Source organism: Ideonella sp. (assembly GCF_041287625.1).
Lineage (GTDB): Bacteria > Pseudomonadota > Gammaproteobacteria > Burkholderiales > Burkholderiaceae_C > Ideonella.
The window spans coordinates 38879-57368 of record NZ_JBGGNH010000025.1; the positions used below are offsets into that span (position 1 = coordinate 38879).

15 protein-coding genes and 1 tRNA gene are annotated in these 18490 nt (G+C 68.2%); 11 read left to right on the forward strand and 5 right to left on the reverse strand.

The window, feature by feature from the left end:
* Nucleotides 1-4 precede the first annotated feature (4 nt).
* A complete protein-coding gene (locus ACAH41_RS09745; protein ID WP_325652688.1) occupies nt 5-1432 on the forward strand; it encodes a replication initiation protein in 1428 nt (475 codons plus the stop codon).
* A gap of 198 nt (nt 1433-1630) precedes the next feature.
* On the forward strand, nt 1631-1954 hold the full coding sequence (locus tag ACAH41_RS09750) for a hypothetical protein (protein WP_325652690.1): 324 nt from the start codon (nt 1631-1633) through the stop codon (nt 1952-1954).
* 35 nt (nt 1955-1989) lie between these two features.
* Here the strand turns inward: ACAH41_RS09750 and ACAH41_RS09755 are convergent, their stop codons facing one another.
* Together ACAH41_RS09755 and ACAH41_RS09760 are read right to left on the reverse strand one after the other, a co-directional pair.
* Nucleotides 1990-4719, reverse strand: a complete 2730-nt coding sequence (locus ACAH41_RS09755) for an EAL domain-containing protein (protein ID WP_325652692.1) — start codon at nt 4717-4719, stop codon at nt 1990-1992.
* Between the two features lie 71 nt (nt 4720-4790).
* Nucleotides 4791-4919 (reverse strand): hypothetical protein, encoded by a 129-nt coding sequence (locus ACAH41_RS09760; RefSeq protein ID WP_370538273.1) that lies wholly within the window; start codon nt 4917-4919, stop codon nt 4791-4793.
* Nucleotides 4920-4965: 46 nt separating this feature from the next.
* On the opposite strand from ACAH41_RS09760, the gene ACAH41_RS09765 reads away from it, so the two are divergent.
* Entirely contained in the window at nt 4966-5508 is a 543-nt protein-coding gene (locus ACAH41_RS09765; protein WP_325652694.1) for a DsrE family protein, read from the forward strand.
* A 16-nt stretch (nt 5509-5524) separates the two neighbouring features.
* Here the strand turns inward: ACAH41_RS09765 and ACAH41_RS09770 are convergent, their stop codons facing one another.
* Nucleotides 5525-6292, reverse strand: coding sequence for a fumarylacetoacetate hydrolase family protein (locus ACAH41_RS09770; protein ID WP_325652695.1), 768 nt, complete (start codon nt 6290-6292; stop codon nt 5525-5527).
* A gap of 160 nt (nt 6293-6452) precedes the next feature.
* Here ACAH41_RS09770 and ACAH41_RS09775 point away from each other — a divergent pair.
* Both ACAH41_RS09775 and ACAH41_RS09780 read left to right on the forward strand, forming a co-directional pair.
* A tRNA-Leu gene (locus ACAH41_RS09775) sits at nt 6453-6537 on the forward strand.
* Between the two features lie 203 nt (nt 6538-6740).
* The gene (locus tag ACAH41_RS09780) at nt 6741-8096 is read left to right on the forward strand and encodes a hypothetical protein (RefSeq protein WP_325652697.1); all 1356 of its coding nucleotides are present in this window, start codon (nt 6741-6743) and stop codon (nt 8094-8096) included.
* Between the two features lie 31 nt (nt 8097-8127).
* On the opposite strand, the gene pobA is transcribed toward ACAH41_RS09780, so the two are convergent.
* Both pobA and ACAH41_RS09790 read right to left on the reverse strand, forming a co-directional pair.
* Nucleotides 8128-9327, reverse strand: coding sequence for a 4-hydroxybenzoate 3-monooxygenase (gene pobA / locus ACAH41_RS09785; protein ID WP_325652699.1), 1200 nt, complete (start codon nt 9325-9327; stop codon nt 8128-8130).
* Between the two features lie 76 nt (nt 9328-9403).
* Nucleotides 9404-10180 carry an IclR family transcriptional regulator C-terminal domain-containing protein gene (locus ACAH41_RS09790; RefSeq protein ID WP_325652701.1) on the reverse strand — a complete coding sequence of 259 codons (777 nt, stop codon included), beginning with the start codon at nt 10178-10180 and terminating at the stop codon, nt 9404-9406.
* 304 nt (nt 10181-10484) lie between these two features.
* On the opposite strand from ACAH41_RS09790, the gene ACAH41_RS09795 reads away from it, so the two are divergent.
* The 6 genes from ACAH41_RS09795 to ACAH41_RS09820 all read left to right on the forward strand — a co-directional run bounded on the left by ACAH41_RS09795 (nt 10485) and on the right by ACAH41_RS09820 (nt 18490).
* Entirely contained in the window at nt 10485-11291 is an 807-nt protein-coding gene (locus ACAH41_RS09795) for a response regulator (RefSeq protein WP_370538274.1), read from the forward strand.
* Nucleotides 11288-13924, forward strand: a complete 2637-nt coding sequence (locus ACAH41_RS09800; RefSeq protein WP_325652705.1) for an ATP-binding protein — start codon at nt 11288-11290, stop codon at nt 13922-13924. The genes ACAH41_RS09795 and ACAH41_RS09800 overlap by 4 nt, the downstream gene beginning before the upstream one ends.
* Nucleotides 13925-14030: 106 nt before the next feature.
* Nucleotides 14031-15314 carry an ABC transporter substrate-binding protein gene (locus ACAH41_RS09805; RefSeq protein ID WP_325652707.1) on the forward strand — a complete coding sequence of 428 codons (1284 nt, stop codon included), beginning with the start codon at nt 14031-14033 and terminating at the stop codon, nt 15312-15314.
* A gap of 19 nt (nt 15315-15333) precedes the next feature.
* Nucleotides 15334-16287, forward strand: a complete 954-nt coding sequence (locus tag ACAH41_RS09810; protein WP_325652709.1) for a sugar ABC transporter permease — start codon at nt 15334-15336, stop codon at nt 16285-16287.
* On the forward strand, nt 16284-17150 hold the full coding sequence (locus ACAH41_RS09815; RefSeq protein WP_325652711.1) for a carbohydrate ABC transporter permease: 867 nt from the start codon (nt 16284-16286) through the stop codon (nt 17148-17150). The genes ACAH41_RS09810 and ACAH41_RS09815 overlap by 4 nt, the downstream gene beginning before the upstream one ends.
* Before the next feature lie 197 nt (nt 17151-17347).
* Nucleotides 17348-18490: a sn-glycerol-3-phosphate ABC transporter ATP-binding protein UgpC gene (locus ACAH41_RS09820; protein WP_325652713.1), complete on the forward strand. Its 1143-nt coding sequence runs from the start codon at nt 17348-17350 to the stop codon at nt 18488-18490.

The window sequence follows — 18490 nt, forward strand, 5'->3', positions numbered from 1 at the left end:
GGCCATGCGCGGGGTGGCAGCCGAGGTGGTCGGTGCTCCGCCGCTTCGCAAGCCGGTCAACACGCTGGCCATCGTGCCCAAGTCTGCCCGCATCACCTCGCTGGGCCGCAAGGCCTACAACGTGCTGCTGTACGAAGCGCAGGAGCAGGGCCTGGACAAGGACGTGTTCCGCATCCCGCTCGAACGTGTGGTGCGCGGCGTGGATTTCGATTCCAACGATCATGCGCTGATCAAGAAGCACCTGCGCGCCATGGTCTCGACCACCGTGGAGTGGCAGTCACCCACCACCGGCGAAGGCACCGCCTGGAATGTTTCGGGCTTGCTGGCGCATGCGCGCCTGGCCAAGGAGCGCGGCCAGGTCTGGGTGGAATGGTCGTATGCGGTGAACCTGAAGCAGGAACTGCTGGAGCCCACTGTCTTTGCCAGGCTGAAGCTGGAAGTGATCAGCCAGTTGCGCTCTCACGCCGGCATTGCGCTGTACGAGATCTGCACCCGCTACAAGGACGTGGGCCGGACCTCGCGCCAGCACTGGCGCTGGTGGCGACCGGTGCTGAGCGGCCAGCCTGAGTCAGAGCGCACGGCCAAGCTGGAATACCGCATCTTCAAGCGCGACACCTTGAAGCTGGCGATTGCCGAAGTCAGCAGCATCACCGACCTGGAGGTCGAGCTGGTCGAGCACAAGGAAGGGCGCTTCATCAGCGAGATCCAGTTCCTGATCCGCCAGAAGCTGCAGTCGGCCTTGCCGCTGCGCCATCCACCGGATGCCGTCGACCTCAGCCTGGTGGTTCGTGCGCGCGAGCTGGGGGTGGACGAGGACAAGGCCGAGGAGTTGCTGCTCCAGCACGGTGCGGAGGCCATGCGCGGCGGCCTGGGCCTGCTGGCCCAGCGTGCAGGCTCGGAATTCCCCGGGCCCCTGCGCGACCCTTACCGCTACCTGCGGTCCTTGATGCCCAGCGAAGTGGCGCGGGCCACTGCCGTCGCCGAGGCGCAAAAAGCCCAGGAAGAGGGCAAGGCCAGGCTGGTGGCGGGACAGGCGGTGCTTCGCGAACCTGCGCGCGAGGCAAACCGTGAAGGGGAGGGCGCGTCGCGCGCCGAGCCGCGCGGCAGCGAAGGCCGTGAACTGCAGGCCAGGCGGCAGTCGCGCTGGGCCGAAGAATGGATACGCCGCCGGCGCGAACAGGTGGCGGCCGACATTGCCGCGCTGTCCGCCGAAGCCCAGGCCGAGTTGGCGGCAGACCTGCTGGTCGACATGGAGGCACGCCAGGTGCATCCGTCCATTCGCAAGCGACTGCAGACCAGCGGCTGGCAGCATCCGCTGGTCTTGCCGGAAATGTTGCGCTATTTCGCCCAAGGCAGCCTGGGTGACAACTGGGACCAGCCGACACCGCAGCAACTGCTGCAGGTGGCGGCCGAGTTGGGCGACGCCGGCTGAAGCGCCGCGCTGCCGGCCCGCGGGGGCTTTGTCCCCGTCTGACGTGCGCAAGCCTGTGGACAAACCCGGGAGGGCGGCGCCAAGCCCTTGATTTCATTGGTACTTTGTTCCGGTGCCCAGGAATGCGGCAGGGCGGTGGCCTGCCCCGGGGCATCTCGTGCGACAGTGGCCCCTGCTTTTGCTGCCCATCACGCCACCGTGTCCGAAGATCAACTGACCCCGCTGCCAGACAGCTTTCTTGCCCTCTATGGTGGCGCGTCCTCGCACCGTGCACGTCGGCTGATGCAGCCCATGGACGAAGTGCGTGCTCGCTACGAACTCTGCGAGGACTTGGCGGGCCACCTGGTTGGCAGTGCGCAAGCCCTTCATCATGACGACGGCTTGGCCGAAGAAGACGTGCTGCTTCGCTGCCTGCAGGCGCTGCAGCAGCCGGCTTCGGGCTTGCAGCCAGGCGAGGGCGCCTGGGTGGTGCAGCGCCTGGCCGAGCTGTTGCGCTGGACCTGCCCGGACCTGGCCGCGTAGTTGCGACAACGTGACGTTGAAGTGAGTGCCTGCCTTCACTTGGCCGAGCAGGCGCGTTTCAGGTCGGCCAGCCAGCACGACAATGCCTCGCCGTCCATCGGCCTGGCGAAGAGGTAGCCCTGGCCGTAGTCGCAGCCGGCGGCCTGCAGCAGCTGCCGCTGGGCTTCGGTCTCCACGCCTTCGGCCACCACCTTCATGCCCAGCTCGTGGGCCATGCCGATGATGGCCTTGCACAGCGCGATGTTCTTGGACGTGGCCGACAGCCCGCGCACAAACACCTGGTCGATCTTCAGGAAGTCGATGTCGAATTTCTGCAGGTAGGACAGCGACGAGTAGCCGGTGCCAAAGTCGTCCAGCGACACCGGCATGCCGGCCTGCTTCAGGTGGGCCAGTTGCTCCGAGACATGGCTGTCGGCCTCCAGCAGCAGGCCTTCGGTGATCTCCACCACCACACACTCGCCCGGCAAGCCCTGGCTGGCCAGGTGCCGGGCCCAGGCTTGCGCGGTGCCGGCGGCGCTGCGGAACTGCACTGGCGACTTGTTGACGCTGATCTGGAACCGCGGGTCGTGTGACGCGCGCCAGGCGGCCACCTGCTGCACGGCCTGGCGGAACACCCAGTCGCCCAGCTCCACGATCACGCCGCTGGCCTCGGCGATGGGCACGAACAGGCCAGGGCTGACCAGCCCGCGCTGCGGATGCTGCCAGCGCACCAGTGCCTCGGCCTTGTGCACCTCGCCAGTGGCCAGGTCGACGATGGGCTGGTAATGCACCCGGAACTGCGCTTCGGCCAGCGCGCTGCGCAAGTCGGTCGCCAGCCGCATGCGGGTCTGCGCCGCTTCGTGCAGCGCCGGCGTGAAGTGGCTGAAGCGGTTGCGCCCGCCGTCCTTGGCGGCGTAGAGAGCCTGGTCGGCATGCTTGAGCAACTCGTCGATGACCTGGGCGTCGGCCGGGTAGCAGGCAATGCCGATGCTGGCCGAAACGAAGGCGCGTTCATGCCCCAGCTGGAAGGGCATGCTCAGGCTGTGGATCAGGGCTTGCGCCACCTGCTCGGCGCGGGCATCGTCCAGCATGGCGGGCAGCACGACGGTGAATTCGTCGCCCCCCATGCGGGCCACCGTGTCCTCCGGCCCCAGGCAGGCACCGATGCGGCGTGCGGCTTCCAGCAGCAACTGGTCGCCCTGTGCATGGCCCAGCGTGTCGTTGACTTCCTTGAAGTGGTCCAGGTCGATGAACATCAGGGCCAGCGTGTGGCCGCCCTCGGCGGCGCGATCCAGCGCCTGCTCGAGTCGGTCGCGCAGCATGCGGCGGTTCGGCAGCCCGGTCAGTGCATCGAAGTGGGCTTGCTGCCAGATCAGCGCCTCCGAGGCCTTCCAGCGCGTGATGTCCGTGTGCGTGCCAATCATGCGCAGCGGCTGGCCTTGTTCATCGCGGGCGATCACCATGCCGCGGCTCATCACCCACTTCCAGCTGCCATCCTTGCAGCGCACCCGGTGCTCGTGCACATAGCTCGCTGTGCGGCCCGCAAAATGGTCCGCGCGGGCGCGCTCCATCGAGGCCAGGTCATCCGGGTGGGTGCGGCCGTCCATCGCGTTGGCCAGGTTGGGCAGCTCGGCTTCGCTGTAGCCATACATTTCGCGAAAGCGCCGCGAGAAGATCTCCACGCCACTGTGCAGGTACCAGTCCCAGACGCCGTCGCCGGTGCTTTCCAGGGCCAGCTTCCAGCGCTCTTCGTTCTCGCGCAGGCGCGCCTCGGCGCGCTTGCGCTCGGTGATGTCGACGATCAGGCCGTAGCGCATCATGCCGTGCACGTCCTGCTGGGCGCTGGAGGTCTGGAGGTGGATCCACTTCTCGGTCCCGTCGGCCAGCACGATGCGGTACTCCAGTTCGACGTCCTGCCCAGCCGACTGTGAGGCTTGAATCTGCGCCTGGACCCTGTCCCGGTCGTCCGGGTGGCGAAAGCGGGCCAGGGCCTGGCTGTCGAGCATTGCCTCCTCAGGCTCGATGCCGTACAGCTCGCGCACGCCCGGGCTGACATAGAGGAAGCGGTAGCTGCCATCGGACCGAATCCGCAGCTGGTAGACCACGCCCGGCATCTGCGCAGCCACGCGCCGGAAGCTCTCTTCGTTGACGCGGTGCGCCTCGGCGGCAGCCTTGAGCTGTGCCTGGCTGTCGCGCGTCGCGCGCAGCGCGTCGAGTTGGCTTGCCAGCGCCGACTCCAGCCCGGCCAGCAGTGCGGCGATCGCCAGCACCAGGGTGCCGTCTGCCAGGCAGAAGTTGGCGATCATCACCAGCCAGGTGACGAAGTCCAGCGTGCTCAGGCCCGGCAGCGGCAGCCATTGGGCCAGTACGCCCAACGTCACCAGGCCCAGCACGTTCAACAGCAAGGCCAGCACCGCCGTGCGGAGGCCGCACAAGAGCACCGCCAGCGCTGGCACCACCATCAGGTAGATCAGGTTGACCGGCCCGACCAGGGCGACCAGGCCCATGCCCAACACGAACACCAGGCCCATCAACAAGTAGGCCCGGCCTGTCAGTGGCCAGTTGCTGCGCCAACGCAGCAGCGCGAGCAGGCCCAGCAAGCTTGCGTCCATCACCGGCACCGGCCACAGCCCGTCTCGCCAGGCCAGCCAGGCGCTGGGCAGCGCGATCAAGGTGCCGAGCAGCAGCAGCACGGTCAGCAGCGTGTCCAGCACGCGGGTGCGCCAAGCCAGCAGGTCTTGCAGGTCGTGCGAAGGGCGGAGCAGCAGTCGCAGGACGCGGAACAAATCGAAGCTCCGTAAACAGCCGGCAGGCCGGGGGGCGGGCGGCCAACAGCGCGTCACCAGTTGCAAGCATCCTACCGCTGCCCCGCGGCAAGCAAAACGGTCCGGGCGGCCTGGGTCATGGCGTTGCCGGGATGCGCCGGCCGGTTCTGCGCTTGCTGCTGGGTGGCGGCAGCGAAGCCGCCGCGCAGGCTTGACGTCATTTCGGCAAGCGCCTAGGCTTTTCGATCCACTTCTTCCAGAGACACCATGCGACAGCTGTCTGCACGAGCGATCGGTCACGAATTGCATGACGATGAGCCGTCTGCCGCGCGCGGCATGTCCAGGCGCGCGCGCTGGTTGAGCACGTTGCTGCTCGCCGTCGCGGCAGGCATGCCGCTGCCATCGGGCGCGGCAGAGGCGGCCACGCCTGCGGCCACCGCGGCGGCGGCAGTGCCGGCGGGCGACAAGGTCGTCTACCACGTGGGCGACAGTGACGCCCAGGCGCTGCAGGCCCTGCGCAATGTGCGCAACCACCTGGACGCCGACCCGACGGCGCAAATCACCGTGGTCACGCTGGCCACCGGCGTCGACTTCCTGATGGAAGGCGCCAAGGACAAGACTGGCGCGGGCTATGAGGGCCTGGTGGCCGCACTGCACAACCGTGGCGTGCGCTTCGAGGTCTGCGAAATCACGCTGAAGAACCGCGGCCTGTCCAAGGACAAATTCCTCCAGGAAGTCGACTTCACGCCCTCAGGCGTGGTGCGGCTGGCGAAACTCCAGATCCAGGGTTACGCCTACATCAAGCCTTGAGCCGAGCAGCGGTGGCTCAGAGCAACACGGTCAGCGGTGGCAAGCCGCCAAAGGCAATCGTGACCTGCTGACCGCGGGCCACCTGCAGCGCGCCGTTCCAGCTGCCTGTCGTGACCAGCGTGCCGGCGGGCACGCTGGCGCCATGGCGTGTCAGGTGGCGCAGCAGGCCCGGCAGCACCGCGCCTGGATGGCCCAGTGGATGCGTGCCGGTGAACAACTGTGCGGGCTCGCCGGCGCGGGTCAAAGTCAAGGCTTGTCCGGCCCAGTCGCGCGGTGTGGGGTGCTGCCACGGTCCCAGGCCCAGCCCGCCATGGGACAGACCGTCGGCCAGTTGCTGATCGGCGCTGGCAGCGCCGGCCCAGCGCGATGCTGCGAATTCCACCGCCACGGCCAGGCCGTCCAGCAAGTCCCAGGCGCTTGCCTCGTCGAGTTCGGCGGCCATGGCCGGCGTGACAGGCCCGCCCAGCCGCAATGCGATCTCGGCTTCCAGTGCAGCGCCGGGCCAGGGGCGGGCGCGCCAATCCAGCGTGGGGCCATCGGCCTGCAGCACGCCGGTCTCGCCCAGCGGCGCGTGGCGCAAGGCATTCGGCCGCGGGCCGCCGCTTTTCCAGCAGCGCGGCAGGCTGCCCGCCGGCCACCAGCCCAGCGTGTCGCCCACCTGCTGCTGGAGGACGTAAGCCGCCTCGGGGCCTGCCGGCTGGGCTGTCCATTCGGCGGGTGACAGCAGCGCGTGGTGGCGATGGGCGGCAACCAGGGCTTCGGCGAGCGGATGCAACGGGGTCATGGCATTGGGCCTCTGAAGTGCAGTGCTCGCAATGCGGGCAGGGACAGGGTTCGATTCGAGCATGGTCCGTGAAATCGTCCCGCACCAGGATTTTTCTCACTTTGGCTGAAACATGCTATAGTGCAAGGCTTGCCGAGACGCAGAAATGCTTTTCGACAAAGCCCAGGTGGCGGAATTGGTAGACGCACTAGTTTCAGGTACTAGCGGGTAACTCCGTGGAGGTTCGAGTCCTCTCCTGGGCACCAACACAAAAAGGCCAGCGCATTCGCGCTGGCCTTTTGCATTTCCGGCTCGACAAAAGCAGCCAAGATCGTCCGCCACCGCACTGGGCGTATCTCTTGCTTTGCATCCACTCACGAAGTGAGAACTCCTCACGGTAATGGTTGGCGCGCTGCTTAAGATCGTGTCACGATCTAAGCTCAATGAAGTCGGCAAAGGTGCTTTTGTGATGCCCAGTGGTGCAAAGTCTTTGCGGGCCGTTTCCGGTTCGCGTTTCGTATTGAGCCGCGTGGCGCAGGCGGTGTCCCGCGGTGTTGCCGTCGGCGCGCTGTGCCTTGTGGTCGCCGCGCCGACGATGGCGGTGAGCGTCCCGGCGAAGGACACCAACCTCAAGAGCGCCACGGCATACATGGTCTCCTATCGGCACCAGGAACACATGTGGCAGACCGCCGATGGCGGCTTGCATCTGGTGACCAACCGCGGTGCCACCAGGTCTGGCGGCACGCTGTCGCTGTACTCCAGCTTCGATGGCGGTCTCAACTGGACCAGCCAGATCGTGCTGTCCAAGTCCGGTCCGACCAGCGTGTCGGACGGCTACTTCGACACCGCCACCAGCAGCCTGTCCCTGGTCTATGACACCAGTGACGGCAACATCAATTTCGTCACCTACCCGTACGACCCGGGGACCCGCACCTTTGGTGTCGGTCCCAAGGTGCAGACCTTGCCGAAGACCGCCGGCATCAGCGGCGTGAACCCGACCTTCGTGACGGACACGCTGGGCAACACCTGGGTCGCCATGGTGAAAGTGGTCGACACCTCACAGGAAGCCGTGATTGGTCTGTACCGGCGCAAAGTTGGCACCACCAAGTGGGTCGACACCGGCCTGACCTTCGGTGACAAGGATGCCAAGTCCGCCCCAAAGATCAAGCGCAGCGCGCGCTTGGTGCTGACACCCTCGGGCATCGGCATGATCTACACCGTGCATGGCGACATGACCTGGGCTTCGCGGCCGACCAAGGGCGACGCCACGGTGCCGTGGCAGCTGGGCCTGATGTACAGCAGTCCGTACCCAGAGGATGACGAGCCGGCGTCCAGCCACTTCAGTGTGGTGGCCGACGGCAAGGGTTACCTGCACCTGGCCTTCACCGACAACGGTGGTCTCTGGTACCAGCGGTTCGACGCCAGCAAGCAGGTCTGGGAGCTTTCTCAGAACCTGGTACCGGTGGCGGCGGGCAAGAACGTCACCTACATGCAGATGTCCTGGCTGGGCAACAAGAACGTGGCGCTCACGGCCAACTTCGGCGAAATGGCCCGCGTCTACCAGTCTGCCGACCGGGGTGGTACCACGTCCTCCGGTTCGACCTCTTTTGCCTGCACTTACCTGCTGCAGCACGTCAAGACGGCCGACACCGGCGGCCAGTACAACTTCGGCTTTCCCCGTCTGGAGGCGCCGTCCATTGCGCTGTCTTCCCCGGTCACCGTGTTGCAGCAATACGAGGACTACACCAGCGGAACCTCGGTGTTGGAGCGGCTGAAGAGCTATCAATTCTCGCTGGCCACGGCCTCCGACACGTGCAGTCAATGATGTCCGGGGCTTCGGCCCCCGCCTCGCCGGGTCAACGCACCATCTGCAACCCCACGTAGTTTTCCGCCATTGCCGTCTGCGCTGCCTCCGACTGCAGCAGGTAATCCAGCTCGGCCTGCTGCATGCGGTCACCAAAGCCGGCGTTGTCCGGGAACTTGTGCATCAAGGACGTGAACCACCACGAGAAGCGCTCTGCCTTCCAGATGCGCGCCAGCGCGCGGGCCGAGTAGCCGTCCAGTCCCGCGGCGCTTTTCTCCTGGTAGTGCTCGGTCAGCGCCTCGGCGAGGAACTGCACGTCTGACGCGGCCAGGTTCAGGCCCTTGGCCCCGGTGGGCGGTACGATGTGCGCCGCGTCGCCGGCCAGGAACAGCCGGCCGAAACGCATCGGCTCGGTGACGAAGCTGCGCAGCGGCGCAATGCTCTTCTCGATCGACGGTCCGGTGACCAGCGCGGCCGCCGCTGCCGGGTCCACCCGCCGCTTCAGCTCATCCCAGAACGCCTGGTCGCTCCACTGCGCAACCTTGTCGTCCAGCGAACACTGCAGGTAGTAGCGGCTGCGCGTGGCCGAGCGCATGCTGCACAGCGCGAAGCCGCGCTCGTGCCGCACATAGATCAGCTCGTGCGCCACCGGTGGCACGTCCGCCAGGATGCCCAGCCAGCCAAAGGGGTACACCTTTTCGAACGTGCGCAGCGAAGCCTGCGGCACGCTGGCGCGGCACACGCCGTGGAAGCCGTCGCAGCCGGCGATGAAGTCGCAGCGCAGCTCATGGTTCCGGCCCTGGTGCTGGAAGCGCACGCGCGGCGTGTCGCCGGCGAAGTCCAGCACCTCGACGTTGTTGGCCTCGTAGACCGTGGTCAGTCCTTCCTCGGCACGCGCCACCATCAGGTCGCGCGTGATCTCGGTCTGGCCATACACCGTCACACGCTTGCCGCCGGTGCGCGCATGCAGGTCGATGCGCGAGCGCTGGCCGTCGATGCACAGCTCGAAGCCGTCGTGCGGCAGCCCTTCAGCATGCATGCGGGCCGACACGCCGGCGCGCTCCAGCAAGTCCACCGTGGTCTGCTCGATCACGCCGGCGCGGATGCGGCCCAGCACGTACTCGCCGCTGCGCTGCTCCAGGATCACCGCGTCAATGCCGGCCTTGTGCAGGAGCTGGCCCAGCAGCAGCCCGGCCGGGCCGGCGCCGATGATGGCGACCTGGGTGCGCGTGGGGAGGGCGGTGGAAGGCATGGCAAGGCTCCTGGCAAGGTGGGCGGGGACAACAGAAGCCGTGCGTTCGACAGCGCCCGCCGCGCCCGTCGTCGGCTCACATCAGTGACTGGAGCTGCGCCTGCAGTTGCAGCAGCAAGGGCAGGCCACGTTCGGCCAGTTCGTCCATGCGCATGCGCGAGGCATGCGCGCTGAGGTTGGCCGAGGCGACCACCTCGCCCTTGAAGTTGCGCAGCGGCACCGCCACGGTGCGCAGCCCCAGCTCGAATTCCTGGTCCACCAGCGCGTGTCCGCGCGCCCGCACCCGCTGCACCTCGGCGCGCAGCGCGTCGTGGTCCACGAGGGTGTGCGGCGTGCGCGCCGGCAGCGTCTGGCGGCGCAGCCAGGCGTCCAGCGCCTCGGGCGACAGCGCCGCCAGCAGCACCCTGCCGTTGGCCGTGCAATAGGCCGGCACACGGGTGCCGGGCTGCAGCGTGCTGGAGGTCAGCCGGCCCGAACTGGCGGCGGCGACCGAGATCACATCGTCGCCGTCCAGCACGCCCGCCGAAGAAGACTCCTGCAGCGCTGCGGCAATCGCCTGCAGCTGCGGCTGCAGCAGCCGTGGCAGACGCGACGAGTGCATGAACGACTGTGCCAGGCGCAGCACCTTGACGCTCAGCGCGAAGGTCTTGCCGTCGTGCTTCACATAGCCCATCTCGGCCAGCGTCAGCAGGTAGCGGCGGGCGGCGGCGCGGCTCAGGCCGGCCCGGCGCGCGACCTCGGCAATCGTCAGCTGCGGCCGGTCCTGGTCGAACACCTCGATCACGCGCAGGCCCTGCTGCAGGCTGGTGACGATGTCGGCAGCGCCGCGAGATTCGGTGGGAGGCAATGTCATGCCGGGCTCCGTCAACGGCCGAACGCTGGCCAGCCCAGGGGCGGGCAGCAGCGCAGGTTCGGCGAGGCGGTTCGGCAGGGTGAGTCCCATGCGCCGCAGTCTGGACCGGCGACGGTCTGGGCGAGGAATGAGTGTGCGCTGTACGCCCACTTTCCATCAGCTTGGGCGCATCTGAGTTGTGGAAAACCCGCGGACCCGGTCACCGCGCCCGCTTCGGGGTGTTTTGCCGTCCTTCGCATGTTTCGTTTGCGAATGCAGAATCGACATGCACGACATCCCGCCGTGCGCGGCAGGAGACGACACGATGATGGCAAGTCCGCCCACTGCGGCGCTGGCCGAGTTCCCCGCGGGCGCGCTGTCGCTCGGCGCCACGCCGCCGCCGCGCGTGCTCGTCGTCGACGACGACGCCGACATGCGCCAGATGCTGGACGACGCGTTGCACCGCAGCGGCTTCGAGGTCGACTGCGTGGACGGGGCCGCGCAGATGCGCGAAGCCATGGCCCGCCATCGCCATGACCTGGTGCTGATGGACCTGCGCCTGCGCAACGAAGACGGCCTGGTGCTGGCGCACCGGCTGCGCCAGGTCTCGCGTGTGCCCATCGTGATGATCAGCGGCAGCAGCGACGAGACCGACCGCGTGCTGCTGCTCGAACTCGCGGCCGACGACTTCCTGATCAAGCCCTTTGGCATGCGCGAGCTGGTGGCGCGGGTACGCGCGGTGCTGCGCCGCTACGAGCAGGCCGGCGCGCCGGCCGTTGCAGCACCGGCACAGGTTCAAGCGCCGTCCAGCAGCCCGCGCCTGGCCTTTGGCGACTGGGTGCTGGACCTGGGCCGGCGCGAGCTGCGCAGCCGCGCCGGTGTGCTGTGTGCGCTCACGCAAGGTGAATACCGCCTGCTCGAAACCCTGGCCCGCCAGCCGCAGCGCCTGTGGTCGCGCGATGAACTGCTGGAGCAGACCCGCAGCGCCGACACCGAGGTCTACGACCGCAGCATCGACGTGCTGATCCTGCGCCTGCGCCGCAAGATCGAACCCAACCCGCGCCACCCTCAGTTCATCTGCACCGAGCGTGGATTGGGCTACCTCTTTCAAGCGCCGGTGACGCTGCTGTGAGCGAAGCGGTGCCGCGGCTGGGCGAGCGGGTGCGCACCCGCCTGCTGGCGGCGCTGGTCGCGCTGCTGGCCGCGGCCATCGTGCTGGCCTCGCTGGGCTGGTACGGCATGCGCAGCGCGCAGCGTGCGCTGGTCGGCTTCCAGGGCGAACTGCTGCCCAATGTGACACAGGCGCTGGAACTGGCCCAGCGCACCGCCCGGCTGGCGGCGATCGCGCCGAACGTTGGCGAGTCCCGCACGGCGGCCAATCTCGCCGAAAACTCCGCCGCGGTGGACGCCTTGCTGGCCGAGGTGCGCCGCGGCGTCGACACGCTGGGCAACGAAGGCGCGCTGGGGCCCGCGCTGCGCACCGTGTTGACCGATCTGACGCGCGACATGGGCCAGCTCACCGAGCTGACCGGCCAGCGGCAGCAGGTCGAGGCGCAGCTGAAGCTGCGGGTGGCCGAGCTGGACCGGCTGGGCGAGCAACTGCCCGCGGCCGGCAACGGCCCCGGCGCCGCGGGTGCCAACGCGGTGATCGCGCTGTGGGCCACGATGGTGACCAGCGCCGGTGGCGGCGACGCCGCGAAGATCGGCAAGCTGCAGGCCGATGCTGAGGCGCTGTGGATCGCCGCGCGCCGCGAGCAGGCCGCGGGCCTTGCGAAGCCGCTGCCGCCCGCGCTGGAACGCAGCCTGCTGGACCTGGTCTTCGGCCCGCAGAACCTGCTGGCGCTGCGCCGCTACCAGCTGATGCTGGAAGGTCGCATCGCCTACCTGGTGGTGCTCACGCGTGGCAACGCGGACCAGCTCAGCAGCAAGGTGGACGACTACGTGGACAGCCTGCGCAGCCAGGCCGCCGAGCGCCGCGGCCAGGTGCAGCAGGCCATCCGCTCCGGCGAGGCCGCGCTGCTGCTGCTGGCCCTGGGCAGCGTGCTGATCGCCGCGTTTGCAATGCGCCACGTGCGCCGCTTTGTCTCGCAGGTCGAAACCATCACCCAGGCCATGACCCGCCTGGTCGGCGGCGACACCGCGCCGCTGGCCAAGCGCACCGCGGCCATCACCTTGCGGCGCGACGAACTCGGCGCGCTGGCCCGCAGTTTCGAGGTCTTCCGCGACGCCTTGCTGGCCAAGCAGACGCTGGTGCGCGACCTGCGGGCGCAGAGCGCACTGCTGGCCGCCGTGCACCAGAGCATGACGGACGCGCTGGCCGTCTTTGGCCGCGGCGGCGAGCTGCGCCTGTGGAACGCCGGCCTGGCCGAGCTGTTCAGCGCCTTCGGCGTGACGCTGCACCCCGGCCAGCGCGCGCACGAACTGATGCAGGCACTGCCGGCGGACGCCGTCTGGCGCGTGCCCGGCCAGCCTGGCAACCCCGGCGAGGCCTCCGGGCTGCTGCAGGCCCACCACATCGAACTGCAGCTGCCCGACGGCCGGCTGTTCGACCTGCGCAGCCAGGCCATGCCCGACGGCGGCACCGTCACGCTGGTGACCGACCTGACGCTGCGCTGCGCCATCCAACGCCAGGAACAGCACACCCAGCGCCTGGAAGTGCTGGGCCAGCTGACCGGCGGCGTGGCGCACGACTTCAACAACTACCTCGGCACCATCATCGGCAACCTGGACCTGCTGGAGGCCGAGGCCACGCTGTCGGCCGAAGCCAGGCCGCGCCTGCAGCGGGCCCTGCGCGCAGCCGCCAGTGCGGCCGGCTTGACCCGCCGCCTGCTGGCCTTTGCGCGCCGCCAGCCGCTGGCCGCGGAATGGGTGCCCATCGACGCGATGGTCGACGAGATGCGCGACCTGATCGAGTTCAGCGCCGGCCCGCAGACCCGGCTGCGGCTGGACCTGCAGGCCCCGGAGGCGCAGCTCTTCGTCGACCGCGGCCACCTCGAAAACGCGATGCTGAACCTGGTGCTCAACAGCGCCGCGGCCATGCCCGAGGGCGGCGAGCTGTGGATTGCCACGCAACGCCTGCCGGCCGGCCAGGAAGGTGGCAGCGAGACGCTGCAGATCCGCGTCACCGACACCGGAACCGGCATTGCCGAGCACCTGCTGGGCAAGGTCTTCGAGCCGTTTTTCACGACCAAGGCGCCGGGCGAGGGCAGTGGGCTCGGCCTGAGCATCGTCTACGGTTTTGTGCGCCAGTCCGGCGGCGAGGTCGAGGTCAGCAGCCGGGCAGGCGAGGGCACCTGCTTCACGCTGCGCTTCCCGTGCGCCGCCGGCCATGGCCAGGCGCTGTTGCCAGGCGCCGCGCAGGCGGGCGATGCGCCCGGCGGCGGCGAACTGCAAGGCCTTTCGGTGCTGGTGGTGGACGACGACGCGGCCTTCCGCGAAACCGTGGTTGACCTGCTGCGCAGCGCCGGCGCGCGGGTGCAGGCCGTGGCCGACGGGCCGGCCGCGCTGCGCGCCGCGGATGAGTCAGCGTTGCCCGACGTGGTGCTGACCGACGTCTGCCTGGGCGGCAGCATGGACGGCGTGCAGGTCGCCAACGCACTGCGCCGCCGCCACCCCGCGCTGCGCCTGTGCCTGATGTCCGGCCTGGCCTTCGAAGCCGTGCTGCCGCGCCTCGACGCACCCGAGGAAGTGGGCCTGTCGCCCAAGCCGTTCGAGCGCGGCGCGCTGGCCGCGTTACTTGTCGACACCGCGTCGGCGCTGCACTGAAACAAATGCAATTCGCCGGTCACGTCCGGCGAGTCTGATGCGCTCCGAGCCGGATCACGGCCCCGACTGCCTTCACGGCAGGACGCACATCGACAGGAGACTTGACATGAACACCATCCCCCGCGCGGCCGCCCTGGCCGCCTTCGCCCTCGTCGCCAGCCTCGCCGCCGCGCAAGCACAGGCCGCGTCGGTCAAGATTTCTTGCGGTGCCATCGGCTACGAGCTGGAGCTTTGCAAGAGCGCGGCCGACGCCTGGGCCAAGAAGACCGGCAACGAGGTGCAGGTGGTCGCCACGCCGGCCGACTCGAACGAGCGCCTGGCGCTGTACCAGCAGATCCTCGGCTCGCAGTCCGACAAGATCGACATCTTCCAGATCGACGTGGTCTGGCCCGGCCTGCTGGGCACGCACATGATCGACCTGACGCCGTATGCCAAGGGCACGCAGTCGCAGCACTTCGAGAGCATCGTCGCCAACAACACCGTGGGCGGCAAGCTGGTCGCCATGCCCTGGTTCACCGACGCCGGCCTGCTGTACTACCGCAAGGACCTGCTGGAGAAATACAAGCAGCCGCTGCCCGCCACCTGGGACGACCTGGCCAAATCCGCCAAGCTGATCCAGGAAGGCGAGCGCAAGGCCGGCAACGACCGGATGTGGGGCTACGTGTTCCAGGGCCGCGCCTACGAAGGCCTGAGCTGCAATGCGCTGGAATGGCTGGTCAGCTTCGGCGGCGGCAGCGTGGTCGAGCCCAGCGGCAAGATCAGCGTCAACAACCCGCGGGCCGCCGAAGCGCTGCAGACCGCCGCCAGCTGGGTCGGCACCATCTCGCCGTCGGCCGTGCTGAACTACGCCGAGGAAGAATCGCGCGGTGTGTTCCAGGCCGGCAACTCGGTCTACATGCGCAACTGGCCGTATGCCTGGGCGCTCTCGCAGGCGGCCGACAGCACGATCAAGGGCAAGGTCGGCATCACCGTGCTGCCCAAGGGAAATGGCGCCAACGGCCGCAGCGCCGCGACGCTGGGCGGGCACCAGCTCGCCGTCTCGAAGTACAGCAAGAACCCGGCGATTGCCGCGGACCTGGTGATGTACATGACCAGTGCCGAGGTGCAGAAGGAACGCGCCATCAAGGGCTCGTTCAACCCGACCATGCCGGCGCTCTACAAGGACCCCGAGGTGCTGAAGGCCAACCCCTTCATGGGCGAGCTGTACGGCACCTTCGCCAGCGCCGCCGCACGCCCGGCCACCGTCACCGCCTCGCACTACAACCAGGTCAGCAACGCCTTCTGGAACAGCGCGCACGAGGTGCTGGCCGGCCAAGCCAAGGCCACGGCTGCGCTGCCGCAACTGGAGACCAGCCTGGGCCGCACCAGTCGCGGCGGCAAGTGGAATTGATGCTGTGACGGAGCTCGCGGTGAAAGCCCAAGCTGCCGCCACTGCGGCGCCGGCCGCCCGGCCCGCCGTGCGCGGCGGCGGCATCGCCCGCCACCGCAGCCGCTGGGCCTGGGCGCTGCTGGCGCCCATGCTCTTGCTGCTGCTGGTGATCGCCGGCTGGCCGCTGGCGCGCACGCTGTGGTTCAGCCTGACCGACGCGCAGCTCTCGCAGCTGGGCGACTGGCACTTCATCGGGCTGGACAACTACGTCGGCGAATACGGCGTGCTGGTCGACGCTGGCTGGTGGCAGTCGGTCTGGACCACGCTGCGCTTCGCGCTGCTGTCGGTCTCCATCGAGACCGTGCTGGGCCTCGGCGTGGCGCTGCTGATCAACCACCCGTCGCGCTTGCGCACGGGGCTGCGCGCCGCGATGCTGCTGCCCTGGGCCATTCCCACCGTGGTCTCGGCCAAGATGTGGAGCTGGATGCTGCACGACCAGTTCGGCATCCTGAACCACTACATGGTGGCGCTGGGCATTCTCAGTGTGCCGCTGGCCTGGACGGCCGACCCGAACCTCTCGCTGTTCGCCATCGTGCTGGTGGACGTGTGGAAGACCACGCCGTTCATGGCGCTGCTCACGCTGGCCGCGCTGCAGATGGTGCCGTCCGACTGCTACGAGGCGGCGCGCGTGGACGGCGTGAAGCCGCTGGCAGTGTTCTGGCACATCACGCTGCCGCTGATCCTGCCCGGCTTGGCCGTGGCGATGATCTTCCGCATGCTGGACGCGCTGCGCGTGTTCGACGTGATCTACGTGATGACCTCCAACGCCCGCGAGACCAAGAGCATGTCGGTCTATGTGCGCGAGCAGCTGATCGACTTCCAGCAGGTTGGCGTCGGCTCGGCCGCCGCGATGCTGCTGTTCTTCACCATTGCGGTCGTCACCATCACCTATGCGGTGGCCATGCGCAGCCGCGTCGAAAAGGTTTCGGGATGAACACCGCTGCATTGCAAACGCCTCGGCGACCCTTCGGCAAGATCAGCCTGGGCACCGTCGGCTACTGGCTGCTGGCGGCGGTGTTCACCGTGTATTCGGTGTTTCCGTTCCTGTACGCCATCTCCACCTCGCTCAAGCGCGGCAGCGAGATGTTCGAGCCGCGGCTGGTGCCGCTGGCGCCCACGCTGTTCAACTACGTCACCGTCTTCCGCGACCAGCCGTTTGCCCACAACCTGCTGAACTCGCTGCTGGTGGCCGGCGGCGTGGTGCTGCTGTCCATGCTGGTCAGCCTGCCGGCGGCATGGGCGCTTGGCCGGGTGGAATTCCGCGGCCGCGGGCTTTTGCTGCTGAGCATCCTGTCGGCCTCGATGTTCCCGCAGGTCGCGGTGCTCTCGGGCATGTTCGAGCTGGTGCGCTGGTTCGGCCTGTACGACAGCCTGGGCGCGCTGCTGTTTGCCGACCTGATGCTCACGCTGCCCTTCACCGTCTGGGTGCTGGTGACCTTCATGAAACAGCTGCCCAAGGAGCTGGAAGAGGCCGCCATCATGGACGGCGTGGGCCCCATCGGCACCATCTTCCGCATCTTCCTGCCGGTGCTCTGGCCGGCGCTGGTTTCCACTGGGCTGCTGGCCTTCATCGCGGCCTGGAACGAGTTCCTGTTCGCGCTCACCTTCACCATTTCCACCGAGCAGCGCACCGTGCCGGTGGCCATCGCCTTCATCAGCGGCGCCGGCGGCCACGAGCTGCCCTGGGGCCCAATCATGGCCGCCTCGGTGATGGTCACGCTCCCGCTGATCCTGCTCGTCATGTACTTCCAGCGGCTCATCGTCGCCGGCCTTACCGCAGGCGCGGTCAAGGGCTGAAAACACTTCCCCCGACCCACCCACCCACTCTCTCGCCACTGCCCGCCCGCTACAAGCTGCCCGCCGGTTCCGCGGAGATCCCCGTCGACGGCCACGGCTCCATCGGCAGGCACGAGCCGCAAGTCATCCTGCTGCCACCGCACCACCTTTTTCGGCCACTTGGTCTCACAAAGCCAGTTGGCAAGGAGCGCGTCCTCATGTCTCGCATCGAACTCCGAAACGTCGCCAAGCGATTTGGCGCTGTCTCCATCTTTCATGCCATCGACCTGAGCATTGAGCCGGGCGAGTTCGTGGTCTTCATCGGCCCTTCGGGCTGCGGCAAGTCCACGCTGCTGCGGCTCATCGCCGGGCTGGAAGACGCGAGCGACGGCGAGATCGAGATCGACGGCCGCATCGTCAACGCGCTGCCGCCCGCCAAGCGCGACGTGGCCATGGTCTTCCAGAGCTACGCCCTGTACCCGCACATGAGCGTCTACCAGAACATGGCCTTCGGCCTGCAGCAGCAGAAGCTGCCCAAGGCCGAGGTGGAAGCGCGCGTGAAGGAGGCTTCGCGCATCCTGCAGCTGAACGAACTGCTGGACCGCAAGCCCAAGCAGCTCTCCGGCGGCCAGCGGCAGCGCGTGGCCATTGGCCGCGCCATCGTGCGCAAGCCAAAGGTGTTCCTCTTTGACGAGCCGCTGTCCAACCTGGACGCCGCGCTGCGCGTCAACACCCGCGTCGAGATCGCCAAGCTGCACCGCCAGATCGGCTCGGCCAGCATGATCTACGTCACCCACGACCAGGTCGAGGCCATGACCCTGGCCGACAAGATCGTGCTGCTCACACCCGGCGCCGGTGCCCGTGGCGAGCCCGGCATCGCCCAGGTCGGCTCGCCGCTCACGCTCTACCACCACCCCGCCAACCGCTTCGTCGCCGGCTTCATCGGCTCCCCCGCGATGAACTTCGTCGAAGCCGGCGTGGCGGCGGCGGACGCCGAACGCGTGCTGCTGGACTGCGCCGGCCAATCGCAACTCGCGTGCGTGGACGGCCGCAGCCTGCAACCCGGCCAACGCGCCACGCTGGGCATCCGCCCCGAGCACCTGCTGGCCCAGCGCGAAGCCCCGGGCCAGGACACTGGCTGGCCCGCCCAGGTCCAGCACGTCGAACACCTCGGCGAACACGGCTACGTGCACGCCAAGCTGCGAGACGGCAACGCCACCCTCATCGCAAAGGTCCACGACGAGAACTTCCACGTGGGCGACATGCTGCGCCTGGTCGCATCGCCGGAAAGCGTGCATGTGTTCCGGGAGGATGGGACGGCGTTGGAGAGGCGGTTGGTGGCGGGGGCGGCCAGCGCTTGA